This is a genomic window from Virgisporangium aurantiacum (assembly GCF_016863635.1).
Taxonomy (GTDB): Bacteria; Actinomycetota; Actinomycetes; order Mycobacteriales; family Micromonosporaceae; genus Virgisporangium; species Virgisporangium aurantiacum.
Map to the genome: position 1 here is coordinate 1 of NZ_BOPG01000047.1, position 26874 is coordinate 26874.

The following is a 26874-nucleotide window of genomic DNA, read 5'->3' on the forward strand; positions in this document are numbered from 1 at the left end:
CGCCATGCGTGTCCTGGTGGTCATGGCTCTGTTACTGGGCGTCGCCAGTTGCTCGTTCATCAAGGATGACGAAACTCTGCCGGAGTTCGTCGTCGCCGCGACCCTCGAACTCACCGGGCCCAACGCCGACATCGGGAAAGCCCATCAGAACGCGCTCAACCTCGAGGCCGAGCGCGCCAATGCCAGCGGTGTGCTGGGCAAGCGGCGGCTGCGCGTGGTCACCCGGGACAACCAGGGGAAGCCGGATGCCGCGGCGTCCCACGTCACCGAGTTCGCCAACGACCCGTCGGTCGCCGCGGTCATCGCCGGCGCCTGCAGCGCGTGCTCCATGGAAGCCGCCAAGGTGGCGAACACGCGTCAGATTCCGCTCATCTCGCTCGCGCCGGCCAACGGCGTCGTCAGTGTCACCAAGCCCGACGGGAATCCCTTCAACGAGAACTTCGTGTTCAAGCTCGGGCCCAACAGCGGTGACAACGTCCGTGCGCTGACGACCGAGATGGTCCGGGTGACGGGCAAACGGGAGGGCCTGAAGGTCGGGGTGCTGCGGGGCCAGGGGGCCTACCCGGTCCCGGTCGCCGATCCGAAGGACGCGACGAAGACGATTCCGCCGGACGAGCCGACGATCGCGAGCCAGGCCGGTGTGGCGAACATCGGCACCGTCGTCACCAACGTCGAGTTCGCCGCCGACGGTTCCAACCTCGCCCCGCAGGTTGTCGAGATGGTGGCCGACAAGCCCGACGCCATCTTCGTGTGGGCGCTCCCCACGCAGGCGGCCCAGGCCGTCGCCGCCCTCAAGGCGGCGAACTTCACCAAGCCCATCTATCTCGACGGCGCCGCGGCGGGCAGCCTATTCCTGGCGAACGCCGCGATCGAGGGCGCGACCATCGCGTTCCCGCAGACGCTCGCGATGGACGACGTCATCGCCACCACGCCGGCCAAGGCGACGCGCAAGCAGTGGTTCGAGGACTACACCGCCCGGTACGGCGCATACCACGGACAGTCGTCGTTCGCCGCCGACGCGCTCGACCTGGTGGCCACCGCGGTGGGCCGGGCCGGCGCGAACCGTTCGGCGATGCGCGGCGTACTCGAATCCGTGGAGACCGACGGCCTCAGCGGCCCGATCCGGATCAGACCCGCGAACCACTCGGGCCTGATGCCACAGGCATTGGCGGTGTTCGTCGCCAAGGGTGGCCGGTGGCGACTGCTCGGCTGATCGTCCCCGTGCACCGTGCTCATTGACACATCGGGGCGGGCAGGTCGGGAGCAGGCCCGGCCGGCCCATCACATCGATATTCGTAACTCCGAGAGGAATAGACGTATGTCCAGGCGATACGGCAGGCTGCTGGCGGCGACGCTGGCGGCCGTGCTGACGGTCGGCGTGGCCGGCTGCGGCGACGACGACAAGAAGAACGAGGCCAATGCCGCCAGCGGCAAGATCGAGAAGGTCACATACATCACCGCGTTCGGCGCGGTCGGTCGTGACGCGCTCGCCTGGGTGGCCAAGGACAAGGGCTACTTCAAGGACGCCGGGTTCGACGTCGACATCCAGCTCGGCACCGGCTCCGACGCCAACCTGGCGAAGCTGACCGGCAACGCGGCCCAGTTCGGCTCGCTCGACCTGACCGCCATCATGATCAACAACGGCAACGGCAAGTTCAAGAACGTCAAGGCGATTGGCGCCTTCCACCAGCAGACGCTGGTGTCGATCATGGCGCCCCAGGACGGGACGATCAAGTCGCCGAAGGACCTCGAGGGCAAGAAGGTCGGCATGGCGACCGCCTCGGTGAACCAGTTGCTGTTCCCCGCGTACGCGAAGCTGGCCGGTATCGACCCCGGCAAGGTCACGGTCCAGGACGTTCCGAACACCGGGCTCGCCGCGGCGCTGGCCGCCAACCAGGTCGACGCCGTCAGCACCTTCCTCATCGGCCAGGGCGGCATCGAGGCCGGGTCGAAGAAGAAGATGAACGTGATGCCCTACAGCGACTTCCTCCGTGACCTCTACGGGAACGCCATCGTCGTCACCGACGATTACCTGAAGAAGAACAAGGAAGGCACGAAGCGGATGCGGGACGCCTTGCTCAAGGCGCTCAAGTACACGATCGACCACCCTGAAGAAGCCGCCGACATCATGATCAAGGAACAGAAGGCGGCGGTCAAGGCGTCCGCGGTCAGCGAGATCAAGCTGATGACCCCGTACACCACCACCGGCTCCGGTGTGTTCGGTGACATCAACAAGGACAAGGTCAACAAGGCGATCGCGATCCTGCAGGGCGCCGGTCTCATCAAGGCCGACCTGAAGGCGGAAGACTCGGTCGCGTTCGACATGGTGCCGAAGGCGTAACAACGTGACAGCACAGCTCCACCCCGGCACTCCGGGCTACTCGTTCGACAACGACGATCCGGAAGCGGTCGACCGGCATGTGTACCTGTCGACCATCATGGATCCCTACACGTTCGATCGTCTGTCCACAGTGGGCGATCTGACCGGACGTCGTTGTCTCGAGGTCGGCGCGGGTGGCGGCAGCGTGGCCCGGTGGTTGGCCGACCAGGTCGGTCCCACCGGGCACGTCCTGGCAACCGATCTCAAGCCCGAGCACCTCGACGACGGCAGCGGCTACACGGTGCTGCAGCACGACCTGGTGACCGAGCCGGTGCCCGCGGGGGAGTGGGACCTCATCCACGCGCGGATGGTCCTGCTGCACATCCCCGAGCGGGAGGAGATCCTCGCCCGGCTCGCCGCCGCGCTCGCACCGGGCGGCGCGCTCGTCGTCGAGGACTGGGCGAGCGAGTTCACCGGCGGCATCCTGTTGAACGCGCCCTCGCCCGAGGCGGGCGACCTGTTCGACGACTACCAGGACACGTTGTTCCGGATCATTCCCCGCCGGGGCAACGACCCGACCTGGGCGGGTCGCGTGCACTCGCTGATGCTCCGGGCCGGTCTCACCGACGTGGAGACCGGCGTCCATGCCCGCTCCTGGCGCGGCGGCGAGGCCGGCGCGTTGCTCATCCTCGCGAACGTCGGACAGCTGCGTCAGGAGTTCATCGAAGAGGGCTTCGGTGAGGACCGCATGGCGCAGTTGCGCACACTCGTCACCGATCCACAGTTCGTGATACGGGGGCACTTCATGTATGCCAACATCGGCCGGAAGCCTGTATGACAACCACTGCAACAACGGTGAACAGCCGGGCAGAGCTCCCGCAGCCACAACGGCGGCAGGGCTCTTCCCGGCTTTCCAACATCCTGCTCCCGGTCGTCGGGACGGTGGGGTCGATCGTCGTCTGGTGGGGCATCACGGTCGTCTTCGACATCGACTCGTTCTTCCTCCCGGCCCCGCCCGACGTCATCGAGGCGTTCTCCCGGGAACCCGTCTACATGCTCCAGGAGTTGTGGCACACGCTCTACGAGGTGCTCGTCGGCTTCGGGATCGCGCTGGCCGCCGGGCTCGCGATCGCCGTGCTCCTCACGGCGGTGCGGGTGATCGAGCGGGCGACGATGCCGTTGTTCGTGGCGCTGAACTCGATCCCCAAGGCGGCGATCGCCCCGCTTCTCGTGGTGTGGCTGGGCTTCGGTACGACGCCGAAGGTCGTCATGGTGGTGCTGATCTGCTTCTTCCCGATCGTGGTGTCGACCATGGCGGGGCTCAACTCCACCCCGGCCGAGCTCAGCGAACTCGGGCGGTCGATGTCGGCCTCCTGGGGGCAGATGTTCGTCAAGGTCCGGCTGCGGTGGGCGCTGCCGCACGTGTTCGTCGGTCTCAAGGTGGCGATCACGCTCGCGGTCGTCGGTGCGATCGTCGCCGAGATCGCCAACCCGGGTGTCGGGCTCGGCTCCGTCATCGTCATATCCGGGTCGTCGGCCGACACGCCGATGGCGTTCGCCTGTATCGCGTTGCTGGCGGTGATGAGCGTGACACTCTTCTACATCATCGTTCTGCTCGAACGGCTGACGGTGCCATGGGCGCGGGAGATCACCGGCTGATGATCGAGGTACAGAACGTCGGGCAGATCTTCCGGTCGCGCGGAAAAGGCGGGCAGACCGTCGAGGCGCTGCGCGACATCACGCTGAACATTCCCGAGGGCCAGTTCGTCGCGGTGATCGGCCGGTCCGGCTGCGGCAAGTCGACGCTGCTGCGGCTGATCGCCGGGCTGCTGCAACCGACCAGCGGGCAGATCGTCGTCGGCGGCACGCGGGTCACCGAGCCGCGCAAGGACGTCTCGATGATGTTCCAGCGGCCGGCGCTGCTGCCGTGGCGGTCGGCGCTGGACAACGTGCTGCTGCCGATCGAGGTCTTCGGGTGGAAGCGGTCCGAGCACCAGCAGCGCGCCATCGACCTGCTGAACATGGTGGGGCTCAACAACTTCCACCGGCGGCTGCCGCACGAGTTGTCGGGCGGCATGCAGCAGCGGGTGGCGCTGTGCCGGGCCCTGATCCAGCAGCCGCGGGTCATGCTGATGGACGAGCCGTTCTCCGCGCTCGACGCGCTCAGCCGCGAGGAGATCTCGGCCGAACTGCAGCGGATCCACAAGGAACTGTCGGCGACCACGGTGTTCGTCACCCACTCCATCCAGGAGGCGGTGCTGCTCGCCGACAAGGTCGTGGTGCTCACGTCGCACCCGGGCCGGATCCGGCAGATCATCGAGGTCAACATCCCGCAGCCGCGGTCGCTCGGCTTCGGCGCGCACCTCGCCGAGGTGTCGCAGGTGATGGCGGAGCTGCACGAGCTGCTCCTGTCGCACCCGCAGGAGCAGCTGCCGGGCGGGTACCCGGGCCAGCATCAGGGTCCGGGCCAGGGTCCGGGCCCGCAGCAGGGTCCATACCAGGGCGCGCCTCCCGGGCAGCAGGTGCCGCAGCAGCAGGTGCCGCAGCAGCAGGTGCCGCAGCAGCAGGTGCCGCAGCAGCAGGTGCCGCAGCAGCAGGTGCCGCACCAACAGATGCCGCCGCAGCAGTACGGGACGCCGCCCGGACACGCGGCACCGTTCGCGGGACACCAGTAGCAAACCGGTTGGCCGGACGGCGGGTAGCGGACCAGACTGGGCGGTCGTGTCAACGCCCGGGAGGCCGTAGGTGCAAGAGCCCGCCGTCCGCGTCGCCGAGTTGCGGCGCGTCTTCCGGGTGCCCGAACGTGAGGCGGGCCTGAAGGCCGCGGTCGGCAGCCTGTTCCGGCGCCGGCACCGCGAGGTCCGCGCCGTCGACGGCATCTCGTTCGACATCGCGCCCGGCGAGATCGTCGGCTTTCTCGGGCCGAACGGCGCGGGCAAGACCACCACGCTGAAGATGCTCGCCGGCCTGCTGCAGCCGACCGGCGGCGAGGCGCGCGTCCTCGGCGACGTGCCGGGCCGGCGGCGCACCGGTTACCTGCGCCGGATGGCACTGGTGATGGGCAACCGCAACCAGTTGCACTGGGACCTCCCGGCCGCCGACTCGTTCGACCTGAACCGCGCCATCTACCAGATCCCGTGGGCCGAGTACCGGAGCACGAGGGCCGAACTGGTCGACCTGCTCGACCTCGGCGACCTCGTCACCAAGCCGGTCCGCAACCTCTCCCTCGGCGAGCGGATGAAGGTCGAACTGGCGGCGGCCCTCCTGCACCGGCCGGAGATGCTGTTCCTCGACGAGCCCACGCTGGGCCTCGACCTCACGATGCAGCGGCGCATCCGGGCGTTCGTCGCCGACTACAACCGGCGCTACTCGGCGAGCGTGCTGCTCACCAGCCATTACATGGCCGACGTCGAGGCGCTGTGCAAGCGGGTGATCGTCATCGACCACGGCCGCATCCTGTTCGACGGCGACCTCGCCGCGCTCGCCACCGACCTCGCCGCGTACAAGGAACTGGCGGTCACGATCGAGGGCGACGTCGACCTGGCCGACTACGGCGACGTCCGCGGCCGCGAGGGCGACCGGGTGACGCTGCGGGTGCCGAAGGCGCAGGCGCCCGTGGTCACGGCGCGGCTGCTCGCCGAGCACACCGTGCTCGACCTCACCGTCGAGGACCCGCCGATCGAGGACGTCATCGAGCTGCTGTTCAGCCGAGGCGTCGCGCCATGAGTGTGATGGACCGCCCGCGGGCTTTGTTCGACCAGTACCGGGTCGTGGCCCGGATCGCGATGGCGGTGCAGTTCCAGTTCCGCATGCGCAACCTGATGACGCTCGTCGGCTTCCTCACCGAGCCGGTGGTCTACCTCGCCGTGTGGACGGCCGTGGCCAACGAGCGCGGCGGATCGGTCGGCGGGTACACGCCGGGCACGCTCGCCGCGTACTTCATCGTCTGGACGCTCGTGCGGAACATGAACGTGGTCTTCACGCCGTACGGCTTCGAGTGGCGCATCCGCAGCGGCGAGATGTCCGGCCAACTGTTGCGGCCGACCCACCCGATCCACTACGACCTCGCGTTCTTCGCCGGCTGGAAGGTCGTCTGGCTCACGATGTGGCTGCCGATCGCGGCCGCGCTGGTGCTGGTGTTCCGGCCGACCCTGAGCCCCGAGCCGGTGGAGATCGCGGTGTTCGCGGTCGCCATCTGGGGCGCCTACCTCGTCCGGTCGCTGTTCCAGTGGCTGATCGGGATGGTCACGTTCTTCACCACGCGGGTGGCGGCGCTGTTCGAGATCTACATCGTGGCCGAGCTGATGCTCTCCGGCCGGCTGGTGCCGATGTCGCTGATGCCGCCGTGGGTCCAACAGGTCTCCGCGTGGACGCCGTTCAAGTGGACGTTCGGCTTCCCGATCGAGGTGCTGGTCGGCGACCTCGGCACCCGGGCGTTGCTGCTCGGGCTCGCCACCCAGCTGCTGTGGATCGGGATCGGCGCCGGCCTGCTGTCGCTGGCGTGGCGGGCGGCCGTCCGGAGGTATTCGGCGGTGGGGAACTGATGCACGCGCTCCGGCTGATCGTCCTGCACCTGCGGGTCGTCGCGATGTACGAGCTGCAGTACCGGATCAACTTCTTCCTGCAGCTGTTCCAGTCGCTGCTGGCCACCGCCACCGGCCTCACCGTGATCGCCCTGGTGTACGGGCAGGTCGCCGAGCTGAACGGGTGGAACCGGTCGGAGCTCCTGGTGGTGCTCGGCGTGTTCACCGTTCTCGGCGGGCTGGTCCAGTCGGTGATCAAGCCGAACCTGATGCAGTTCATGGAGGAGGTCGCCGACGGCAAGCTCGACTTCGTGCTGGCCAAGCCGGCCGACGCGCAACTGCTCGTGAGCATCCGGGCGGTGCGGTTCTGGCCGGTGGTCGACATGGTCGTCGGCGCGGTGGTGGTCGTGGTCGGCGCGGCCGGGCTGACGCCGTCGCCCGCGCCGGCCGACGTGCTCGGGTTCGTCGCCGGGCTGGTGCTGGCCGGCGTGATCCTGTACTCGTTCCTGCTGATCCTCGCCACCACGGCGTTCTGGTTCGTGCGGGTCGACAGCTTCATCGAGTCCTTCGACGGGATCTACCAGGCCGGCCGCTGGCCGGTCGGCATCTATCCGGGGTGGCTGCGGATCGGGTTGACCGTCGTGGTGCCGGTGGGGTTCGCGGTGACGGTGCCGGCCCAGGCGGTCACCGGGCAGCTCAGCGGGCCGACGCTCGCGGGCGCCGTCGCGCTCGCCGCGGTACTCAGCGTGATCGCCCGGGTGCTCTGGCGGGTCGGTGTGCGCCACTACGACGGCGCTTCCTCCTGATTTGGTTGCTCAGACTATTACCGGGTTTTGAGGTAAGCGGCCTAGTCTCGGCTGATGGGGAGCCTTCTGGCGAGGTACCGGGGCGGCATCGTCGCGCTGTGCGTCCTGCTGGCGCTCGCGGTCACCGCGCTGGTGGCGTTCCGGTGGGGCGCGTCGAGCGACGACGACCAGCCGCGCGCCGCCACCAGGCCCTCGCCGTCGCCCAGCGCCTCCGGGCCGTTGACCGTGGCCCAGGTCCACGAGGTGCTGCTTCCCTCCGTGGTCGCGATCCGGACCACCCTGGCCGGCGGCGCGAGCAGCGGAACCGGCGTCGTCGCCAACATCGACGGAACGATCCTCACCGCGAACCACGTCGTCGACGGCGCCGTCTCGATCGAGGTGACGTTCGCCGACGGCACGAAGTCGGCGGCCACGGTCGCGGCGGCCGACCCGTCCATCGACATCGCGGTGCTCGCGCCGGAGACATTGCCCGCCGTCGTGGTGCCGGCGACGCTCGGCGGCGCCGTGGCGGTCGGCGACGACGTGGTCGCCATCGGCCACCCGCTCGGCCTCGTCGACAGCACGACCACCGGTGTCGTGTCCGCGTTGGACCGGTCCGTGCCGGTGCCGACCGGGCACGTCCTGCCCGGGCTGATCCAGTTCGACGCGGCCGTGAACCCCGGTAGCTCCGGCGGGCCGCTGGTGAACATGCGCGGCCAGACGGTGGGCATCGTCGTCGCCCTGGCCAACCCGACCGACGCCGGCACGTTCATCGGCATCGGCTTCGCCGTACCGATCGGCGCCGCGGCCGGCGCCGGCGAAGAGCAACCACCGCAGCGCTAGAGCAGAAGGACGTGGACATGACGCAGCCGTCGCCGAACGGATCCAAGGGCAACCTGGTGGAGCAGGTGCGCTACGAGGTCAAGAAGGCGATCGTCGGGCAGGAGGAGCTGCTCGAACGGATGCTCGTCGCGCTGCTCGCCCGCGGCCACATCCTCGTCGAGGGCGTGCCGGGCCTGGCGAAGACGCTCGCGGTCAAGTCGCTGGCGGAGGCGATCGGCGGGCAGTTCCAGCGGATCCAGTTCACGCCCGACCTGGTGCCGGCCGACCTCGTCGGCACGCGGATCTTCCACCAGCCCACCGGCGAGTTCCAGGTGTCGCTCGGCCCGGTGTTCACCAACCTGCTGCTGGCCGACGAGATCAACCGCGCGCCGGCCAAGGTGCAGAGCGCGCTGCTGGAGGTCATGCAGGAGCAGCAGGTGACGATCGGCCGCGAGACGCACCTCGTACCGAAGCCGTTCCTGGTGATGGCCACGCAGAACCCGATCGAGTCCGACGGCACCTATCCGTTGCCGGAGGCGCAGGTCGACCGGTTCATGATGAAGGTGCTCGTCGGGTACCCGAGCTCCACCGAGGAGTTCGTGATCGTCGAGCGGGCGATCGCACCGACGGTTCCGATCCAGCTCATCATCGACCCCGAGCGGCTCATCGACCTGCAACAGCAGACCGACCGCGTCTACGTCGACCCGTCGATCATCGAGTACTCGGTGCGGCTCACCAACGCCACCCGCGAACCGGCCGGCGTGGGGCTGGGCGACCTCGGGAAGTACGTCACCTACGGTTGTTCGCCCCGGGCGTCCATCAATCTTGTTCTTGCCGCGCGGGCCCTCGCGCTGATCCGCGGCCGCGACTACGTGATCATTTCCGACCTCACGGAGCTGGCGCTCGACATCATGCGGCACCGGCTCGTGCTCTCCTACGAGGCGCTCTCCGACGACGTCACCCCCGACCACATCCTCACGAAGATCATGGCCGCGGTGCCCGCTCCGGAACTCGCGGGCCGGTAACGAACATGACCGTCATCGACCGGCTGCTCGGACGCCTGGAGTGGCAGGTCGTCCGCCGCCTCGACGGGCGGCTGCAGGGCGCGTACCGCACGGTGTGGCACGGGCACGGCATCGACTTCGCCGACCTGCGCGAGTACACGCCGGAAGACGACGTGCGGCACATCGACTGGAACGTCACCGCGCGGCTCGACGAGCCGTACGTGCGGAAGTACACCGAAGACCGCGACATCACCGCCTGGCTGGTGCTCGACCGCTCGGCCTCGATGCGGTTCAGCGACACCGAGAACGGCAAGGACTCGGTGCTCAACGAGCTGGCCGTGTGCCTCGCGCGACTGCTGACGCGCACCGGCAACCGGGTGGGCGCGATCCTCTACGACAACGAGTCGCGGCAGGTGATCCCGCCCAGCTCCGGCAAGGTGCACACGCTGCGGCTGGCCAACGACATCACGAAACCGGTGGCGGCGCGGCCCGCACCGGAGGCGCGTCGCTGGTCCCGGAAAAAGCCACAAAAGCAGGGCGTCACCACCGATCTTGCCGCGATGCTGACGATGGCCGCGAGCACCGCGCGGCGACGGAGCCTGGTCTTCGTGATCTCCGATTTCATCGGGGATCCGGGCTGGGACCGGGCCCTGATGATGCTCGGCCACCGGCACGAGGTGGTCGTGATCAGGGTGGTCGATCCGGTCGAACTCGACCTGCCCGACCTGGGACTGGTCGTGGTCGAGGACGCGGAGACGGGTGAGCAGGTGCTCGTCGACACCAGCGACCCGCTGCTGCGCGAGCGGCTGGCCGCGCAGGTGGCGGCGCGCGAGACCGCGGTGGACGACGTGATGCGCCGGGCCGGGGTCACCGCGCACCGCGTGACCACCGACCAGGACCTCGCCCGGGTGCTCGTCGACATGGTGCGGAGATCGGGGGCGAGACGGCGGTGACGTTCTCCTATCCGTTCATGCTCGTGGTGGCGGGCGTCGTCACGGTGGCGGCCGTGGCGATGTACGTGGCGCTGCACCGGCGCCGCGTGCGGGCGCTGGCGGGGACCGGGCTCGCGGTCGGCCGGTCCACGAAACACCTTCCGTACGTCTTCCTGCTCGCCGCGGTCCCGGTGCTGCTCGTCGGCGCGGCCCGGCCGGAGGCGCCGGTGAAGGTGCCGCGGGCGTCGGGGACGGTGATGCTGGTGGTCGACGCGTCCAACAGCATGACCGCCACCGACCTCGAACCGACCCGGCTCGGCGCGGCCCAGCAGGCGGCGACCGACTTCGTGAAGGCCCAGCCCACCTCGGTCGACATCGGCGTGGTGGTGTTCGGGCAGACGGCGCTGAACACCCAGACGCCCACCGACAACCACAACGACGCGATCGCCGCGATCAACCGGGTGAAGACCGGCGGCGGCACCTCGCTCGGGCAGGCGATCCTGGCGGCGCTGTCGGCGATCGTCGGCAAGCCGGTGAGCCTGCCGGAGAACCCCGACGACCCGCCGCCGGCCGACCTCGGCTACTGGCGGTCGGCGACGATCGTGCTGCTCAGCGACGGCGAGAACACCGGTGGCCCGGACGCCGAGGCGGCCGCCCTGCTCGCCTCCGACGCCGGCGTACGCATCGAGACCGTCGGCATCGGCACCGAGCGCGGCGCCACCATCGAGGTCGACGGGTTCCAGCTGTCCACCGCGCTGAACGCGGACGTCCTGACGATGATCTCGGACGCCACCGGCGGCTCCTACCACCCGGCCGGCGACCCCGAGTCGCTGCGCGAGGCGACCAGGTCGATCGACCTGCGGATCACCCTGCAGGAGAAGCTCGTCGAGCTCACCGCCGTGTTCACCATCGCCGCGATCGTGCTGCTCACGATCGGCGCGCTCCTGATGATCCGCTGGTACGGAAGGGTCGTCTGATGTCCCTCACCTGGCCCTGGGCCCTCACGGCGGTGCTGGTGGTGCCGCTGCTGTTCCTCGTGCGGTGGTGGCTGAACCGGCGCCGGCGGCGGGTGGCGGTGCGCCTGTCGAGCGTCGCGCTGATCCAGGCCGCGCTGCCCGGCCGCACGCTCTGGCGGCGCAAGATCCCGATCATCCTGTTCGTCGCCGGCCTGCTCGTGCTCGGCGCCGGCGTGGCCCGGCCGCAGGTGTCGGCGGCGGTGCCGACGTCGTCCACGTCGATCCTGCTGACGATGGACGTGTCGAACTCGATGTGCTCGACCGACGTCGAGCCCAACCGGCTCACCGCGGCCAGCGAGGCGGCCCGCCGGTTCATCCGGAAACAGGACGACGGGACGAAGATCGGGCTGGTGGCGTTCTCCGGCATCGCGGGTCTCCTGGTGAAGCCCACCGAGGACCGCGACGAACTGCTCGCGGCGGTCGACGGGCTGAAAACGGCCCGCGGCACCGCGATCGGGCTCGGCATCCTCACCTCGCTCGACGCGATCGCCGAGACCAACCCCGACGTGCCGCCCACCGGCGTCGAGCTGCCCGCCGTTGCGGCGGCGTCCGACTTCGAGGCCGACACGATCGTGGTGCTGACCGACGGCGCCAACACCCAGGGCGTCGACCCGGTGACCGCCGCCGAGCAGGCCGCGGCCCGCCACATCCGCGTCTACACGATCGGCTTCGGCACCACGAACCCCGCGCAGATGGTCTGCACCCCCGACCAGCTCGCCGGCGGCGGTGACGCCTTCCGCGGCGACGGGCGCGGCTTCGGCGGCCCGGGCTTCGGCGGTGGTGGCGGCGGTGGCCGTCGGTACCAGCAGCTCGACGAGGAGGCGCTGACCAAGGTCGCCGAGGTGACGGGCGGCGAGTACTACCGGGCGGAGAGCTCGGAGAAGCTGGTCCAGGTGCTCACGAATCTGCCGAACCGGATCACCCTTCAGAAGCAGGACATCGAGGTGACGGTCTGGTTCACGCTCGTCGGCGCGTTGCTGGTGTTCGTCGGGCTCGGCCTGTCGATGTGGTGGAACCGGCCCGTTCCGGTGTCCACTTAGCACCATGCGGATGCTGATCGAGGGAACTGTCGGCCGGGCGGTCGTGGTGTTCGGGATCGACGAGGATCCGGGGCCGGAACTGACGTTCGCGCGCGGGGTCACGCTGTACGCCGCCGGCTCCGATGCCGATCCGCCGGATGATGCCGGGCCGATCGGGGTCGCCGGGCAAGGGGACGCGGGTCCGGCCGCGCTGGCGTTCGCCGCGCGTCACCCGGAGCGGGTCGACCGGCTGGCCCTGATCGCCACCCCGATCCCCGACGATCTCGAGCTCGACCTGTCCACCGTCACCGTCAAGACGCTGCTCCTGTTCGGCGCCAAGGACCTGGCGACCGGGTCGACGCACGGCCGGTGGTGGCAGCAGCGGTTGCCCGACGCGCGGCTGGAGATGAACCCGCAGGGCGGCCCGGATCTGCTCGGCCCGATGTGGAAGCGGGTCCTGTCGCACCTCGCGCCGAGCTGCCGGCGCTAGCGTCGCTTACCCGGTGAGGCGGGCGGCCCGGGCCGTGAGGTAGCGCTGTTCGAGCCGGCTCGTGGTGCGGCTGGCCGCTGCCCGGTAGTGCGCCACGGCCGTCCCCGGGTCGCCGGCGAGCTCGAACAGGTGGCCGCGGACGGCGTCGAGGCGGTGGTCGCGGGCCAGCTGCGGGTCGGCGGCCACGGTGGCGAGCAGCGCGAGACCGGCCTCCGGACCGTGCACCATCGCCGCGGCGACGGCGCGGTTGAGCGTCACCACGGGATTTGCGCCCATGCGTTCGAGCAATGCGTACAGGGCCAGGATCTGCGGCCAGTCGGTGTCGTCGGCCGTCGCGGCCTCGGCGTGCACGGCGGCGATCGCGGCCTGGATCTGGTACGGGCCCAGCGTTTCGGCCGACATCACCCGCGTGATGAGGTCGGTGCCCTCCTCGATCGCGGCCCGGTTCCACAGCGACCGGTCCTGCTCGGCCATCGGCACCAGCGCGCCGTCGGCGTCGATGCGGGCCGGCCGGCGGGCGTCGGTGAGCAGCATCAGCGCGAGCAGCCCGGTCACCTCCGCGTCGTCGGGCCGTTCGCGCTGCCGCGCCATGCGGGCCAGCCGGATCGCCTCGGCCGACAGCTCCACCCGGTGCAGGCCCGGCCCGGAGCTGCTCGTGTAGCCCTCGTTGAAAATCAGGTAGAGGGTCTGCAACACGGCGTCGCGGCGCAGGTCGCGGTCTTCCGGCGCGGGCAGGCGAAAGGGGACGCCGGACAGCTTGATCCGCTGCTTCGCGCGACTGATGCGCTGCGCCATCGTCGGCTCCGGTACGAGGAACGCGTGCGCGATCTCGGCGGTGGTGAGGCCGCCGACCGCCCGCAGCGTCAACGGAACCTGGGCGGCGGGTGGCAGCTCCGGGTGGCAGCACATGTACAGCAGCACGAGCGAGTCGTCCTCTGCCTCGACGGGCGCGGCCGGCACGCGGGTCGCTTCCGCCACCACCTCCCGGTCGCGCCGGGCCTGCTCGCTGCGCAGGATGTCGATCATCTTCCGGGACGCCACGCGGATCAGCCACGCACGCGGCTCCCGCGGCACGCCGTCCACCGGCCACTGCAGCGCGGCCGCGAGCGATGCCTCCTGTGCCGCGTCCTCGGCGGCGTCGAAGTGGCCGTACCGCCGGACGAGCGCGCCGAGGACCTGCGGCGCGAGCTCACGCAGCAGGTCCTCGACCTTCTGTTCTGTCAAACGCCCGGTGGCGCTTCCGGGAGCGGCCGGACCTCGATGCTGTCGCCGATAGCCGCGCACACCCGGGCCGCGATCTCCATCGCCCGGTCGTGGCTGGCGACGTCGACGATCGAGAAGCTCGCGAGCACCTCTTTCGCCTCCGCGTACGGCCCGTCGACGGCCACCGGCACCCCGTCCCGGCGGCGCACGGTGCGGGTGAACGCCGGTTCGCCGAGCCCTTCGGTCGAGACCAGTTCGCCGGTGGCGGCGAGCTCCTTGCCGAGGTCCTCGTAGAACCTGCACATCTCGAGAAACTCCGGGCTGGAGTAGTCGACCGAGTCCCAACCCTCGCGGCTGGTGTAGGCGAGCAGAATGTACTTCATGATCCAATTCTCCTCATGGTCGACTCGTAGCCCCCGCCGCCGGGAAACACCCAGGCACCGTCCACCGCGTCACCGTCGGCGCTGAACGTCCCCCGGTAGTAGGCCGGTGACCCCCGTTCGCCGCCCCAGATCGTGAGCGTGTCCCCGTCGATCTCGTAGACGTAGTCGAGCGTGTCCCCGCTGTCGCCGTAGTAGCGCGACACGACGTCGTCGCCCGGCTCCTGCCCGAAGGGGCGGTTGTGCCCGATGATCTCGAGCCCGGTGGACCGGTGCCCGTCATGATCCAGGTCGACCCGCTGGGTGAGGAAGAAGTCGTTCATCCACTCGTAGGTCACGGTGCCCTCGGCACCGCCGGTCACCTTCCACGTGCCCACCAGCCGGTCAAGCCGTCGCAGGGCCGCGCTGGGCCGATACTCTCGTTCGCTCACGGGTAACTCCTCCGGTATCCAGTAAACCGTCGCGGTTACCTCGAAGCCCCGTCCCCATTCTCGACAAGATCGCCCAATAAATCTCAGGCACGGGTCGATCTTGCAGTTGTGCTCGCCTTTTCGCCCGGGTTCGCCCCGTTTTTGAGCGAGCACAACTGCAAGATCGACCTCTGCGGAGCGGGCGTTACCGCTCGGTCACGTAGTAGGTGCGCACGTTCGGGTCGGCGGCGAGTTGGGACTGCGTGTACTTGACGGTGTCCCAGCCCTTGCCGGAGTACAGCCTCGTCTGGTCGCCGTAGTAGGGCGAGTTCGGGTTCGTCGACTGCGAGTACGTGAGGATCTGCCGCCCCGACGGGCCGCCGCGGCCGAACGACACGGCCATCACGAACGACGAACCGTGCACGATCTTCGGGTACCCGACGCCGGCCACGAGCGGTGCGGTGATGACGTTGAACGTGCCGGTCTGGTGGACGTCGCCGTGGATCGGGATCCGTTGGGTGCCACGGGGTTCGGTCTGGATCGCGCCCAGCGGCGCGTCGAGCGGGACCCCGGCGAGGCGCTGCACCGCGTCGGCGAGGGCGGTGCGCACCCGCGGGTCGTCGGCGGCCAGGTGGCGCGGTGTGTTCACGGGATCGGTCATGGGATCGCTGAACAGGATGCCGCCGGCGAGCGCGAACTCGCGGAACACCGCCACGCCGCGGCTGTCGAGGTTCGCCGTGAGGTTCCAGCCCCGCAACGCCCCGCAGGCGGCCGTCAGGTCGACGCTCGCGCCGTTGCTCGCGGTCGCGACCGGGTTGGCCGTGCAGACGCGGACGAGGTCGTCGCGCACGAGTTCGCCGCCGTACACGCGGTTTCCGAACGTGACGTCCCACAGCGACTGCGACGTGAACTCGCGGCCGGGCAGCCCGTCGGTGCCGGCGATCCGCTTCTGCACCTGCTCCAGCCCGACGCGGGTGCGGAGGCTGCGCGGCGTCCCCTCGTTGCCGATGATGCGGGGGAAGCCGGTCAGCGGCTGCGCCGGGTTCGCGAGCCAGTAACTGTCGTTCGAGTTGGTGACGTAGTCGCTGCGCACCAGCACAGGCAACCGCTTCGGCCCGAGGATCCCGGGAACGGCGGCATCGCGGTCGGCGCCCAGCGCGCATGCGGTGCGCGAACCGTCCAGCACGGCCTGGCCGCTGCTCGCGTACAGGGGTTTGAACGGCGCGTCGATGCAGGCGTCGGCGAGTTCCTGGGTGACCCGCGGGATCACCGAGTGGTCGCCGTAGAGCGCGGTGCCGGTCGAGTCGGCGGCGATCACGTTGACCCACGGCAGGAACTGGTGCCGGTCGAGCACCGCGCGGAGGTCGCGGACGGTGCGCGCCTGGCCCATCCGCAGCCATCCGTCGAGGGTGCGGTTGTTGGTGGTGTTGGCGTCGGTGATCGCGAACGCGGTGGTGGTGGTCCAGGGGAACGACCCGGGAACGACGACCACGGGGCCGTACCGCGTGTCGTAGAACGTCTTCGTGATGCCCGCCGCGGTGACGTCGCGGCGGCGCATCTTCTCGGCCTGACCGTCCACAATGTACGAAGTCGGGTCGCCGGGTGCGAGCGTCAGCCGGTGCCACACGAACCGCCGGGCGGTGGAAACGGTGTGGCTCCAGCCGAGCGTGGCGTTGTGTCCGATCTCGACGATCGGGTCGCCGATGAGCGCGGCGCCCTCCACGTCGTACACGCCCGGGATCCGCAGGTGCATGCGGTAGAAGCGCTCCGCGCCGTCCCACGGGAAGTGCGGGTTCGCCAGCACCATGCCGCCGTCGCCGGCGGTCGCGCCGCGGCCGAGACCGTACGCGTTGCTGCCGGCATTCGCCGTGGCGGCGTCGATCGCGGCGGTCGCGGCCATCGGGTCAAGGGCTTCGGTGGACGCGGGTGCGCCCGCCGCCGGTGGCGCGGCGAGGACGATGCCGTCGAGTACCGCACGGGAACTCGCCCGGACGATGCTCGCCCAGTTCCCCCGCCACATGTCGAGCTCGGTGAGGGGACGCACCCAGGCCTTGCCGCGGCACGCCGGGTCGCTGATGCCCGTCACCCCGACCTTTCGCAGGTATGCGTTGTAGCCGGCCACGAAGCCGCGCACGAGATCGCGGGCCTGCCGGGAGGGCGCGTCGACGCCGTCGGGCCGGCCGTGGAGCCAGCTCTCGGCGATGCGGTCGTCCTTCGCCTTCTGGTAGAAGAGGTCGCTGCGCACGTTCGCATCGGCCGGGCCGGTGCCGCCGAAGTACCGCGACCGCTGCGCGTCGACGGTGACCACGCGGTCGGCGATGACGCAGATGTTGTCTTCGGCCTGCACGTGGCCGACGCCGTAGCCGAGGCCCGCGAAGCTGTCGGCGGTGATGTGCGGGACGCCGTACGACGCCCGCTGGATCTTCGCCCGCAGTTGTGCCTGACTTTCTGGCCGATGCCCCGAGGCGACGGCCGGTGGCGGACCGGCCAACGCGGCCAGCACCACCGTTGCCGCACCCACAGCGATGACTCGTACACCCAGCCGGACCATCGAAGCCTCCTTGCCTCGGGCGGTTGACCCTAGGAGGTATCACGACGGAGGCCCATGTGTCGATGAGACGGGTGGAAACCGGTGGTGGCGTCGGGGTCGTCCCTGATACCAATCGGGGCGATGAGTCGCAGTTTGCACACCGACCCGTACCCGCTGCGCGCCGCGCGGCGGGTCGCCGCACCGCGTCGCCGCCGCACCGACGAGCCACGCGTGTCCCGACGCCGGGCCCGTTTCGCGTCCGCCGGTTTCGCGCCGGCCGGTTTCGCGCCGGCCGGTTTCGTGCCGGCCGGTTTCGCGCCGGCCGGTTTCGCGCCGGCCGACGGGCACCGGGTCGAGATCCGCGTCGGCCGTCCGCGGCCCGGGTTCCGCCACCCCGCCACCGCCGCCGATCTCGCGCGGGTGCTGGAGTTCTTCGGTCCGCCGGCGCGGTACGGCCTGCGTCGGATCTCGCTGCGGCAGCGCGCCGCGGGGGCCGGGCCCGGCATCCGGGTCGCCGGGTACGTGCCGCCGGGCGTCGTCGTGCTGTTCGAACAGCCCGACCCGCCGTGGCTCCTCGCCGGGCGGCTGCCGGCTGCGGCCGGGGAACGGCTCGAGCGGGCCGGCGCCCGGGTACGCGCCACGGCGTCACATGTTCTCGTCGAATGGACCGACCGTGCGTTGCGCGACTTCGTCCTCTTCGACGGTCTCATGCACGAGATCGGCCATCACGTTCTCGACCACGGCGACCGGCGGATGCGCACCGCCGACCACGAACGCCGCGCCGACGCCTACGCCGCGGCCTGCCGTGCGGCGTTGAGTCCACTGTGGACGGTTGCGTGAGCCGGGCCGATCTCGTCGGCGACGGGGTCGAGAACCCGGCCAACGCGCGGGCGCTGCTCGACGTCGCCGCGATGTTCGGCGTGCCGTGCCGGTTCCGCGACACGCGCGATCTGGCCGGCCGGTGGCACGGCGAGCCGTTGGCCGGCACCGATCTCGGCGAACTGCGGGCCCGGCCGATCGTGGCGGTCGAGAACACGCCCGGCGCCGAATCGGTGTTCACCGCGCGGCTGCCGGCGGGTCGACCGTCCATTGTGGTCGGTAACGAGCGCCGCGGCATCCGGCCCGACCTGTTGGCGGCCGCCGGGTCGAGCGTGCAGATCCCGACGTCGGGTCGCGGCATCAACACGCTCAACGTCGCCGCGGCGGCCGCGGTCGCGATGTACTACCTGCTCGGCGCGACCGGTCGGCGCAGCCCGCGCTCGTCGCGTGCGGAAGCGCGGCGCCCCGCGGTGCTGCTCGCCGGCCCGGGCGATCATGTCGAGGCCGGCAGCGCGCTGCGCACGGCCGCCGCGTTCGGCTGGCAGACGGTCGGTCTCGACGACCGCGAGAAGGTGTGGTTCGGCACGCCGCGTCCGGTGCGCACCGAGGGCCGGGCGGCCGCGCGCAGCCACCGCAACCCGTTGCGCGTGGTGCCGGACGGATCGGTCGACGGTCACCGGCGTGTCATCGTCGCGGGCACCCGGGTCGCCGGCCCACCGGTGCACCGGGTCGATCTGACCGGCGCGCTGCTCGTCATTCCCGACGAGGAGACCGGCGGGTACGCCGGCGGCGCCACCGGGTTCGCCCGCGTCGAGCTGCCCGGCGGGGGCTGCCGGTACCGGCTCGTCGCCAGCATCGTGCTCGCGGAAGCCGCGCGGCAGTTGGGAATCCGGCCTCCTGCCCGGCCCGGCCGCGGGCCCTTCGCGCACGAGAGCACGCTCGCCCTCACCCCGCCCGACGCCGACCTCGTCACTCCGTCGGAACTGCGGGCGTACTAGTGATGCGGTCGAGAAGCTCGGCGTAGCGGCGCCGCCGGTCCGGCCGGGCCCGGGCCATCGCGTGGGTGAGTGCCGGCGCCGCGGACAGTCCATAGTGGACGAGCGCAGCGTCGGCCGCCTGCCGGATGACCGGGTCGGTGTGGTCCACCAGGTCCACCGCGGCCCGGATGGCGGGCAGGTAGCCGCCGTGCGACAACGTCCGGAGCGCCGCGCGCACGATGTCGGGCTGCGTGTCCGCGAGCAGGTCCGCGGTGTACCGCAGGTAGGTGTCCCGGTCGAGCAGGCGGCGCGCCGTGCGGTGGGCGAGCAGCCGCATCCGCCGCCGCGGGTGGCGCACGAGGTCGCCCAACAGCGCGGCCAGTTCCGGGTCGGCGGCGTCGCGGACGGCGCCGCGGTCCTCGTCGATCTCGGCCAGCCGGGCCAGCGCCCGGCGGGCCGGTGCGTCGTCGCCGGTGCGTGCCGTCTCGAACAGGGCGGCGCGGGTCGGTTCCGGTTCGGCCGGCGGGGCGGCGACGCGCAGCGCGGCGAGTGCGGCCAGGTCGGTGCCGAGCGCGTCCGGTTCCCGCAGCGGACCGTCGACGAGAACGACGTTGTCGGGCCGGCCGGCCTCGCGGATCCGTCGCAGCACGCGGGTGAACGCCGGGGTGGCGGTCACCCGTTGGCCGTCGAGGAGGTCGAGCAGGCTCCACGCGCCGGCCGCCAGCGGGTCCTGGATGGCGAGCGCGAGCGCATCGGGGTCGATCCGCCGGAGCTCGTTCCGGACCGTCGGGTTGCCGGTCTCCCGCCACCAGCGGAGCAGGTGCGGCAGCAGCCGGTGCCGGTCGTCGCGGTCGACGTGGAAGATGACGCGGGCGGCCCGCTCGTACCGGTCCGGTGTGAGGGTTTCGAGGTCCATCGTGGACAGTGCGGCGGCGAGCGGCGGCAGGTCGACGCCGTCGATCCGGCCGGCCAGGTATGCGGCGAGCACGGCGTTGCGGGCCGCGGGTTCGGGCCACGTCAGCAGCGTGCGGGCGGCGGCAAGCCGGTCGCCGGGCGAGGGGGCGTCGAGGTCGGCGAGCAACCGCCGGCGCAGCGCCGCCGAGCGCGGCAGGTCCGTGTCCCGCCGTTCGACGTGGCGTACGGTCGCGCGCTCGGTGATCGTCCACTGTGGAGCGCCGAGCGGCTGGAGCGCAACCATCTCGTCGACGAGCGCGGGGCGCGCGGTCGCGTCGGCGTCCGGGTAGGCGGCGATGAGCGCCGCGAGCCGGCGGCGGGACGGGATCGGGTCGTCCTCCCCGGCGGTGGTGTCGAACGCCTGCCGCAGCACGGCCGGCTCGACCTCCCACGGGTCCGGACCGACCCGCGCCGCGGCGAGGGCCCGGTCGAGGTCGGCCCGGGTGAGAACCGCGCCGCACCGACGCAGCAACGGCAGCACCGAACGACGGCCGGACCCCGTGGCCGGGAAGGTCCGGATGCGTTCGGCCGTCTCGGTCCTGTCCTCCGCGGGCAGGTGCGGCACCACCGTCTCCAGCCACCGCAGGGCGGTGTCCCTGTCGTCATGGGTGATCGCGGGCAGCACGGCGATCAGGGTACGGACCGCCGAGACGTAGACGCGGGTCTCCCCGGCCGGCCAGGGTGTGCGTCCAATGTGGACAGCCAGCGCCAGGGCGGCCGGGCGTTCGGCGGCCAGCTCGAAGAAGTGGGGGAGCAGCGGGCGCAGCTTCGCCGTCCGGTCGCGGCCGAACAGGTACGGCGACCGCACGAACGTGTCGACGACGCGTTCGCCCGGTTCGGGCCGCCACCCGTGCTCGACCAGCGTGGCGATGTCGGCGCTCAGCCGCGCCTCCCCGGACGGTTCCGGGGTCGGCGGCGTGATCCCGTGGGCGAGGAACCGGTCCCGGAGATCGGCGACGGTGCCCGCGCCGTTGCCTGCGCCCGCTTTGTCGCCCGCGCCGTTGCCCGCATCCGCGCCCTCACCGTCGCCCGCGCCCTCACCGTCGCCCGCGCGCTCGCCGTCGTCCGCGCCCTCGTTCGCGCCCGCGCTTTCGCCGAGTCGCAGTCGGCCGTCGGCGAGCATCGTGAGAACCGTGTGCGTCACTGGCGACCCGCGCTCGGCGATCGCGTGCACGGCCTCGACGGTGAGCATTCGATCGAGCGCGGTCAGGAGGAGGTCGCGGGTCCGTTCGTCGGTCGCTCTCTCGGCGGCGGCCAGAACCGTTGCCACGCAGGCGTTTCCGAGCACGGACCGGAGCGCGGCGCCGAGCGAACCGCGCAGCCCGGGGTTGTCGTGCCGGCCGAGCCACCCGAGGATCGCCGGCACCTCGGCCGGTGTGCCCGCGGTGGCGAGCGCCTCCGCGGCGGCCTTCTTGACGTTCATCACCGGATGCTCGAGGCAGTCGGCGATCAGCGGGCCGGCCCAGACGGCACCCGCCGCGCCGAGCGCGGTGACGGCCTGCCGCACGGTCTGCGGGTCGTCGGCGCGGGTCAGCACGGCGAGGCTCGCCGACAACGCCCGGGTGGTGGCCGGATCGGTTGCCAGCGCGGCGATCGCGTGCTTGCGGACGTGGCGGTCCCGGTGCCACAACAGGCGGTGCACGCGTCTCGTGTCTCTGCTCAGCAGGGACAGAAGGATCGCCTGTTCCCGTTCCGGGCGGTCGGGCCGGTCGAGAAGTTCGAACGCGATCGCGGTGACGAGCGCGTTGCCGGCCTCGGCGGCGTCGGCCGCGTCGAGCAGGCACACCGGGCGGATCCGTCGCCGTTGGTGCAGCCGTGCGCCGAGCTCGCGGATCGCGGTCACGACCGTCGGGGGGACGGTGTCGTCGTCTCCGGTTGTCCGGTCCCCGATCACGCGGGCCAGCAGGTCGGTGATCATCGGTACCGTGCCGGCGTCGCCGGTGCGGGCGAGGCGGACGAGCGCGTCGGCGGGGTTGTCGGCGTCGAAACCCAGGCGGAGCACGACGAGTTCGAGCGGGTCGGGCCCGCCGAGGTCGGCGGCGATCCGGGGCGGCAGGTCGTGCGGGTTCAGCCGGGCGACGAGCGCACGCCGCTCGTCCGGGTCGTCGGTGAGGTGCCAGCGCAGTTCGAGCGCCTGCCGCCGGACCGGCGCCAGGTACGGGGGATCGCCGGCCAGAACCTCGACGGTGCGCCGGCCGCCGATCGCTTCCAGGGTGCGCAGGGCCGGGCCGGGCAGGTCGACCAGCGCGTCGAGCACCGCCTCCTCGGCCGGCTCGTACCGCAGTTCGCGCAGCACGGCGAGCGCGTCGACGCGGGCCCGCGACGCGGGTGGGAGCCGGTGCAGCAGGCCGGCGACCGCCGCGCCGACCGGGAGGTCAGCCGGCGCCTGCCGGGCGAGCGCCGCGAGCAACGCCAGCCGGCGGGACTCCTCGCCCGGTCCGGTCAGCGCGCGCAGCGCCGCGTGCCGGCACGTGTACAGGATCGTGGCCACGTCGTCGACCGGTGCCGAGTGGACGGTCAGCGCGAGGTCCACAATGGACACTGCCGCCTCGTCGCGCGGGAACAGCCCGCGCCGGTGCATCGAGAGCAGGCAGGCGATCGCCGGTTCGGCGAACAGCAACGGGTCCGACGCCGCGATCGCGAGGACCGCCGGCATCTCGCCGCGGCCGGCGAGCGTGCCCAGGTCGCCGAGCGCGTGCTGGCGGACGCGGGCGGGCAGGCGGATGTCGGTCACGGCGTCGAGCAGCAACCCGGCGTGCCGGTGCCGGACGGCCGCGCCGAGCGCGGCACCGGAGACGGCCGGATCACCGGTGAGGTGCGGACGCAACCGCTCGGCGGGCACCCGATCCAGCGTCGCCCACGGCTGGGCGAGTTCCCGCAGCGCCGCGGCGAGCGTCTCCATCTCGGCCTCGTTCGTCGGATCCGCCCCGGTTCCATTCGCCGGATCCGCCCTGGTCCCGTGCGCCGGGTCGGGTCGCAACAGCCGGTCGAGGCCGGCCCGCGCGCGGTCGGGAGCGAGCGCCCCGGACCGGATACCGTGGCGCAGCAGGCGAAGGCCGGCACGACGCAGCACCGCATCGGCGTCACCGGTGAGGACGTCGACCAGCGCGGCGAGATCGCGGACATCGGCGCCAACCAGCCCTTCGACGGCCTGGTACACCAACTCGTCGCGCGGGACCCGACCGATCGTGGCCGGATCGGCGCCGATCTCCGCGCGCAACCGGGCGATCCGTACGGGCATCGGCTGTTCGGACCCCATCCGTCGATGGTAGGCGGCAATGCGGGAGTTCCGTCACCCGTCCTGGCGGAGCCGGGTGACGGTCCTCCGCGGTGGGGATTCCCGTTGTCCCACAGCGCCCGGTTAGCCCGGCCGGCCGCAGCATTTCTTGTACTTGACCCCCGACCCGCACCAGCACACCGCGTTGCGCGGCGGCGGCCAGGCGATCGTCCGCTGCTCGGGCACCGTTCCGCAGTAGGCCGCCTTCACCTCCGGGTCGAGGGGCGACCCACCGGTCCGCTCGGCGAACGCGACCAGTTCGTCCACCAGAGCCGGAACCACCAGGATCGACGGCACCCCGTCGTCGGCCAGTTTCCGCCATTGCTGCTCGGCTAGTGCGTAATACTCCTCGCCCTGGTACTCGGGCCAGCGTCGTTGCGCCTCGATCCGCTCGGAGCGCTGGAACGTCAGCAGGCGCACCTCCTTCGGCCGTGCGCCGGCCGCCATCCGCTCGCGGACACCGTCCAGGTCGACAGGTTGCGTGGAAGGCGGCGGTGCCAGCTCGTCCATCGCATCCGGCGCCAACCCCAACCGCTCCCGGACATCGCGCCGGTTGCCCAGCAGGACGCCGGTCATCATGCTGACCCACCCGTCCGGCTTGCGAAGATCCTCGATCGTCTCGTCGTCGAGACGCGCGACGGCCCGGTCGTACCACTGTGCCGCGCCGGCCAGATCACCGCGCTCGTCGAGCAGTTCGGCCACGAAGGTGCAGTGACCGTCGTCCAGCGCCGGGTCACGCGCCAGCAATGCGAGCTCGGCCGAGGCCAGATCGTCGGAACCGCGTTCGAAGTAGACCTCGGCCAGCTGGAACCGGGCGTGACACCCGTCCTCGCCACCGGCCTCGATCAAGTCCGCCAGCAGGGAAGCAGCCCGGTCGTACTCACCGGCCATCCGCCACGCGTCGGCGGCCTCCAGCAGGATTTCCGCCCGCTCCTCCGGATACCGAACCGCATCCTTCTCCAGCGACCGTGCCAACTCCACCGGGTTCGACGTCACGAAAGGCCACCTTAGCCACCCGGGCGGGCGGTGCCGACGGGGGTCCGATTCTGGCCTCTGACCTGCGGAAATGTCATGGCCTTGTGAAGCCGAGTGCGCGGTAGCCGGGCATGCGGCGTTGGAGGGATGCGGCGATGATCGGTGCGGCCGGGTCGTGGTAGTCGTGGACCTCGGCGGTGTGCTTGCCCGGTGCGGTCCGGATGACGCGTCCGGCGCACTGGACGAGGAGCCCGTCGTAGGAGATCGGGCCGGCGAGGAAGAGCGTGTCGAGGGCCGGCGCGTCGAAGCCCTCGCCGATGAACGGCGTGGTGCCGATCACGAGTAGGCCCTCGCCGACCTTGGCGTCGGCGAGGCGGCTCACGGCCGCTCTGCGGTCGGTGGTGGTCATCGACCCCTGCAGCACGATCGGCCGATGTCCGCGGGCAGCAAGCAACGTGGCGAGGGCCTCGACGTGGGCGACCCTCCGGGTGAGGACGAGGCAGTTCCGCCCGCGGGCCAGTGCGGATACGAGGTCGTCGGCGATCGTGACGTTGCGTTTCTCGTCGACGGCAAGGGCCTCGTGGACGGCGGCCAGCGCGCCCGGGGCCGACATGTCGATGTCACCGGTCGTGAACTGTGTTTCGTGGACGAACAGCAGCCGTCGCGGGCCGCTGTCACCCTCCCACGGGGCGGCGAGGGTGCCCTGGTCGTCATCGGTGACTGTGTGCCGGACGGGGCCGAGTTGCCAGGCGACGACGGGGCCGAGGCCGTCCCGACGGGCGGGAGTGGCGGTGAGGCCGAGCCAGAACTGCGCGGCGATCCCCTTGACCGAATGTTCGTACGCCGCCGCGCCGAGGTGGTGACATTCGTCGACGATGACATGGCCGTAGCCGCTGGTGAACTCGGCGATATCGTCGCGTCGGGCCAGCGACGGCAGCATGGCGACGTCGACGACGCCGGTCAGTTTGCGTCGGCCGCCGCCGAACTGCCCGGGCTTCATACCGAGGAACTGGTGGATTCGGTCGGCCCATTGCTCGGCCAGCGCCTTCCGGTCGACGAGCACGAGCGTCGACGTCCCGCGTTCGGCGACGACCGCACAGGCCATGACCGTCTTGCCGGAGCCGGGTGGGGCGACGAGGACGCCGTCGTCGTGGGCCAGGAGTGCGCTGACCGCGGTGCTCTGCCGGGCGGTGAGGTCCGCGGCGAGTGTCGCGTCGATCTCGCGGCCGGGATTCCGGCTGTCGGTGACGGCCAGCCGCGACCCGGCCCGCTCGACGATGTCGGCGACGGTATAACGCAATCCGCGGGGGAGCACGAGGCGGTCGTCGACGGTGACGTCGTAGCCGCGGACGAACCGTGGCGTGTCCCAGGTGGACTTCCGTAGCCGCTGCAGCTCGTAGAACTTCGGGTTGGCCATGGAGGCGGCGTGTTTGAACGTCGCGATCGCGGCGGCGGTGAGCTGCGTGGCGTCGAGGGTGAGCGCGGCGCCGAGTTCCGCCTGGACCACAGGCGGCAAGGGCGGATGGACCCGGGTCGCGCCCGACCGGCTCATCCTGGTGACCTCGGTGCCGACCGGGGTCCGTTTCGCCCGGCGTGCCACCCGCTCGGCGTCCCCGGGACTCAGCCGGTCCACAGTGGACAGGAACAGCCACTGGTCGTCGTGGGGTTCCAGGGTCGCGAGGTCGAGGAACACGGTCAGCCCGTTCGTACGGCGTCGCGCGCCCTGCAACGGGGCGGCGATCAGATTGCCGAAGCCGCCATCCGGCAGCACATCCTGGTTCGGGAACAGCCGGTCGTAGGACCGCAGGTCCATCGAGCCGCGCAGCACGATCGCTTCGTGCAGCAGTACCGTTGCGACGGAGCGGGCCACCGTCGCCGGGACCGGATCGGTGAAGAACACCCACACGTGCGCGCCACGGCCGGACTGTGAGATCTCCAACGCCGCCGGAACCGCGCTCGCGCGGGCAGCCTTGATGTAGGCCAGGGCATCGAGCATCGCTGTCTGCCCGTCGAAGTCGGCCACGACGAACCGGCACGTGTTGTCGCCCAGCAACGGGTACAACCTGATGAACACGTCACCGCGCAGGTGAGCGTCCACCACCTCCGCCGTCAACGGGAGGTACACGGCACTGCGCCGGTCTGTTCCCTTGCGCCAACCGCCGGCCACCGCCGGCTTCCATCCGGCCGCACCGGTCCGCGCGCTTTCCCACCGCTCGGCATACACATCCGACCGACCCCGGAACCGGTCGCGGTAGAGCGCCACCTTGTCCGCCGTCGGCGACGACATCGTCACCAGACCCGGGGACGCGACAGCCAACTGCTCCGGTGACGGCTCCGTGCTCTGACCGCGCAGGTCCAGCAGACGCGACAGCCGGCCGTTCTCCGCCCGTAGGCGGTCCAGCTCGCGGCGGATCCGTTCCAGCTCACCGTCGGCCACC

At 71.2% G+C, this 26874-nt stretch carries 22 protein-coding genes and 1 pseudogene; 16 read left to right on the top strand and 7 right to left on the bottom strand.

Features of this window, described 5'->3' with window-relative positions:
- The 14 genes and pseudogenes from Vau01_RS34640 to Vau01_RS34705 form a co-directional block, all read left to right on the top strand.
- On the top strand, positions 1 to 1213 hold a 1213-nt coding region (locus Vau01_RS34640), incomplete at its 5' end, for an ABC transporter substrate-binding protein (RefSeq protein ID WP_204001719.1).
- Between the two features lie 15 nt (positions 1214 to 1228).
- The gene (locus tag Vau01_RS34645) at positions 1229 to 2341 is read left to right on the top strand and encodes an ABC transporter substrate-binding protein (RefSeq protein ID WP_239152090.1); all 1113 of its coding nucleotides are present in this window, start codon (positions 1229 to 1231) and stop codon (positions 2339 to 2341) included.
- Positions 2342 to 2345: 4 nt separating this feature from the next.
- Complete coding sequence (locus Vau01_RS34650) at positions 2346 to 3158, top strand: class I SAM-dependent methyltransferase (protein ID WP_239152091.1); 813 nt, start codon at positions 2346 to 2348, stop codon at positions 3156 to 3158.
- Entirely contained in the window at positions 3155 to 3979 is an 825-nt protein-coding gene (locus tag Vau01_RS34655) for an ABC transporter permease (protein ID WP_204001721.1), read from the top strand. The genes Vau01_RS34650 and Vau01_RS34655 overlap by 4 nt, the downstream gene beginning before the upstream one ends.
- Positions 3979 to 4728: pseudogene (locus tag Vau01_RS34660) on the top strand (ABC transporter ATP-binding protein); the annotation flags it as partial. The gene Vau01_RS34655 and the pseudogene Vau01_RS34660, both read left to right, overlap by 1 nt.
- A gap of 337 nt (positions 4729 to 5065) precedes the next feature.
- Positions 5066 to 6046, top strand: a complete 981-nt coding sequence (locus Vau01_RS34665; RefSeq protein ID WP_204001735.1) for an ABC transporter ATP-binding protein — start codon at positions 5066 to 5068, stop codon at positions 6044 to 6046.
- A complete protein-coding gene (locus tag Vau01_RS34670) occupies positions 6043 to 6864 on the top strand; it encodes an ABC transporter permease (protein WP_204001743.1) in 822 nt (273 codons plus the stop codon). Before Vau01_RS34665 ends, Vau01_RS34670 begins: the two co-directional genes overlap by 4 nt.
- Positions 6864 to 7649: an ABC transporter permease gene (locus Vau01_RS34675; protein ID WP_204001753.1), complete on the top strand. Its 786-nt coding sequence runs from the start codon at positions 6864 to 6866 to the stop codon at positions 7647 to 7649. Before Vau01_RS34670 ends, Vau01_RS34675 begins: the two co-directional genes overlap by 1 nt.
- Positions 7650 to 7703: 54 nt before the next feature.
- A complete protein-coding gene (locus Vau01_RS34680; protein WP_204001755.1) occupies positions 7704 to 8471 on the top strand; it encodes a S1C family serine protease in 768 nt (255 codons plus the stop codon).
- A 17-nt stretch (positions 8472 to 8488) separates the two neighbouring features.
- Complete coding sequence (locus Vau01_RS34685; RefSeq protein ID WP_204001757.1) at positions 8489 to 9475, top strand: AAA family ATPase; 987 nt, start codon at positions 8489 to 8491, stop codon at positions 9473 to 9475.
- Between the two features lie 5 nt (positions 9476 to 9480).
- The gene (locus Vau01_RS34690) at positions 9481 to 10407 is read left to right on the top strand and encodes a DUF58 domain-containing protein (protein WP_204001760.1); all 927 of its coding nucleotides are present in this window, start codon (positions 9481 to 9483) and stop codon (positions 10405 to 10407) included.
- Positions 10404 to 11363, top strand: coding sequence for a VWA domain-containing protein (locus tag Vau01_RS34695; protein WP_204001762.1), 960 nt, complete (start codon positions 10404 to 10406; stop codon positions 11361 to 11363). Before Vau01_RS34690 ends, Vau01_RS34695 begins: the two co-directional genes overlap by 4 nt.
- The gene (locus Vau01_RS34700) at positions 11363 to 12442 is read left to right on the top strand and encodes a VWA domain-containing protein (RefSeq protein WP_204001765.1); all 1080 of its coding nucleotides are present in this window, start codon (positions 11363 to 11365) and stop codon (positions 12440 to 12442) included. The genes Vau01_RS34695 and Vau01_RS34700 overlap by 1 nt, the downstream gene beginning before the upstream one ends.
- Before the next feature lie 4 nt (positions 12443 to 12446).
- Positions 12447 to 12911 (top strand): alpha/beta fold hydrolase, encoded by a 465-nt coding sequence (locus Vau01_RS34705; protein WP_204001768.1) that lies wholly within the window; start codon positions 12447 to 12449, stop codon positions 12909 to 12911.
- 6 nt (positions 12912 to 12917) lie between these two features.
- On the opposite strand, the gene Vau01_RS34710 is transcribed toward Vau01_RS34705, so the two are convergent.
- The 4 genes from Vau01_RS34710 to Vau01_RS34725 all read right to left on the bottom strand — a co-directional run bounded on the left by Vau01_RS34710 (position 12918) and on the right by Vau01_RS34725 (position 17455).
- Positions 12918 to 14135 (bottom strand): RNA polymerase sigma factor, encoded by a 1218-nt coding sequence (locus Vau01_RS34710; protein WP_204001771.1) that lies wholly within the window; start codon positions 14133 to 14135, stop codon positions 12918 to 12920.
- The gene (locus Vau01_RS34715) at positions 14132 to 14497 is read right to left on the bottom strand and encodes a YciI family protein (RefSeq protein WP_204001773.1); all 366 of its coding nucleotides are present in this window, start codon (positions 14495 to 14497) and stop codon (positions 14132 to 14134) included. The genes Vau01_RS34710 and Vau01_RS34715 overlap by 4 nt, the downstream gene beginning before the upstream one ends.
- Positions 14494 to 14925 carry a hypothetical protein gene (locus Vau01_RS34720; RefSeq protein WP_204001776.1) on the bottom strand — a complete coding sequence of 144 codons (432 nt, stop codon included), beginning with the start codon at positions 14923 to 14925 and terminating at the stop codon, positions 14494 to 14496. The genes Vau01_RS34715 and Vau01_RS34720 overlap by 4 nt, the downstream gene beginning before the upstream one ends.
- A 184-nt stretch (positions 14926 to 15109) precedes the next feature.
- On the bottom strand, positions 15110 to 17455 hold the full coding sequence (locus Vau01_RS34725) for an acylase (RefSeq protein WP_204001778.1): 2346 nt from the start codon (positions 17453 to 17455) through the stop codon (positions 15110 to 15112).
- Between the two features lie 120 nt (positions 17456 to 17575).
- Between Vau01_RS34725 and Vau01_RS34730 the strand changes: the two genes are divergently transcribed.
- Both Vau01_RS34730 and Vau01_RS34735 read left to right on the top strand, forming a co-directional pair.
- Positions 17576 to 18274: a hypothetical protein gene (locus Vau01_RS34730; RefSeq protein ID WP_204001780.1), complete on the top strand. Its 699-nt coding sequence runs from the start codon at positions 17576 to 17578 to the stop codon at positions 18272 to 18274.
- Complete coding sequence (locus tag Vau01_RS34735; RefSeq protein WP_204001783.1) at positions 18271 to 19251, top strand: TrmH family RNA methyltransferase; 981 nt, start codon at positions 18271 to 18273, stop codon at positions 19249 to 19251. Before Vau01_RS34730 ends, Vau01_RS34735 begins: the two co-directional genes overlap by 4 nt.
- Here Vau01_RS34735 and Vau01_RS34740 read toward each other — a convergent pair.
- The 3 genes from Vau01_RS34740 to Vau01_RS34750 form a co-directional block, all read right to left on the bottom strand.
- Positions 19223 to 23443, bottom strand: coding sequence for a HEAT repeat domain-containing protein (locus tag Vau01_RS34740; protein ID WP_204001786.1), 4221 nt, complete (start codon positions 23441 to 23443; stop codon positions 19223 to 19225). The genes Vau01_RS34735 and Vau01_RS34740 overlap by 29 nt on opposite strands.
- 102 nt (positions 23444 to 23545) lie before the next feature.
- Positions 23546 to 24457, bottom strand: a complete 912-nt coding sequence (locus Vau01_RS34745; protein ID WP_204001789.1) for an SEC-C domain-containing protein — start codon at positions 24455 to 24457, stop codon at positions 23546 to 23548.
- A 73-nt stretch (positions 24458 to 24530) separates the two neighbouring features.
- Entirely contained in the window at positions 24531 to 26873 is a 2343-nt protein-coding gene (locus Vau01_RS34750; RefSeq protein WP_204001791.1) for a DEAD/DEAH box helicase, read from the bottom strand.
- Between the last annotated feature and the right edge of the window lies 1 nt (position 26874).

What these genes read in the sequence shown, in the direction of transcription:
- Vau01_RS34655 (WP_204001721.1), top strand. Translation starts at nt 3,155, where the DNA reads ATGACAACCACTGCAACAACGGTGAACAGCCGGGCAGAGCTCCCGCAG.
- Vau01_RS34670 (WP_204001743.1), top strand. Translation starts at nt 6,043, where the DNA reads ATGAGTGTGATGGACCGCCCGCGGGCTTTGTTCGACCAGTACCGGGTC.
- Vau01_RS34675 (WP_204001753.1), top strand. Translation starts at nt 6,864, where the DNA reads ATGCACGCGCTCCGGCTGATCGTCCTGCACCTGCGGGTCGTCGCGATG.
- Vau01_RS34680 (WP_204001755.1), top strand. Translation starts at nt 7,704, where the DNA reads ATGGGGAGCCTTCTGGCGAGGTACCGGGGCGGCATCGTCGCGCTGTGC.
- Vau01_RS34685 (WP_204001757.1), top strand. Translation starts at nt 8,489, where the DNA reads ATGACGCAGCCGTCGCCGAACGGATCCAAGGGCAACCTGGTGGAGCAG.
- Vau01_RS34690 (WP_204001760.1), top strand. Translation starts at nt 9,481, where the DNA reads ATGACCGTCATCGACCGGCTGCTCGGACGCCTGGAGTGGCAGGTCGTC.
- Vau01_RS34700 (WP_204001765.1), top strand. Translation starts at nt 11,363, where the DNA reads ATGTCCCTCACCTGGCCCTGGGCCCTCACGGCGGTGCTGGTGGTGCCG.
- Vau01_RS34705 (WP_204001768.1), top strand. Translation starts at nt 12,447, where the DNA reads ATGCGGATGCTGATCGAGGGAACTGTCGGCCGGGCGGTCGTGGTGTTC.
- Vau01_RS34715 (WP_204001773.1), bottom strand. Translation starts at nt 14,497, where the DNA reads ATGAAGTACATTCTGCTCGCCTACACCAGCCGCGAGGGTTGGGACTCG.
- Vau01_RS34725 (WP_204001778.1), bottom strand. Translation starts at nt 17,455, where the DNA reads ATGGTCCGGCTGGGTGTACGAGTCATCGCTGTGGGTGCGGCAACGGTG.
- Vau01_RS34730 (WP_204001780.1), top strand. Translation starts at nt 17,576, where the DNA reads ATGAGTCGCAGTTTGCACACCGACCCGTACCCGCTGCGCGCCGCGCGG.
- Vau01_RS34740 (WP_204001786.1), bottom strand. Translation starts at nt 23,443, where the DNA reads ATGGGGTCCGAACAGCCGATGCCCGTACGGATCGCCCGGTTGCGCGCG.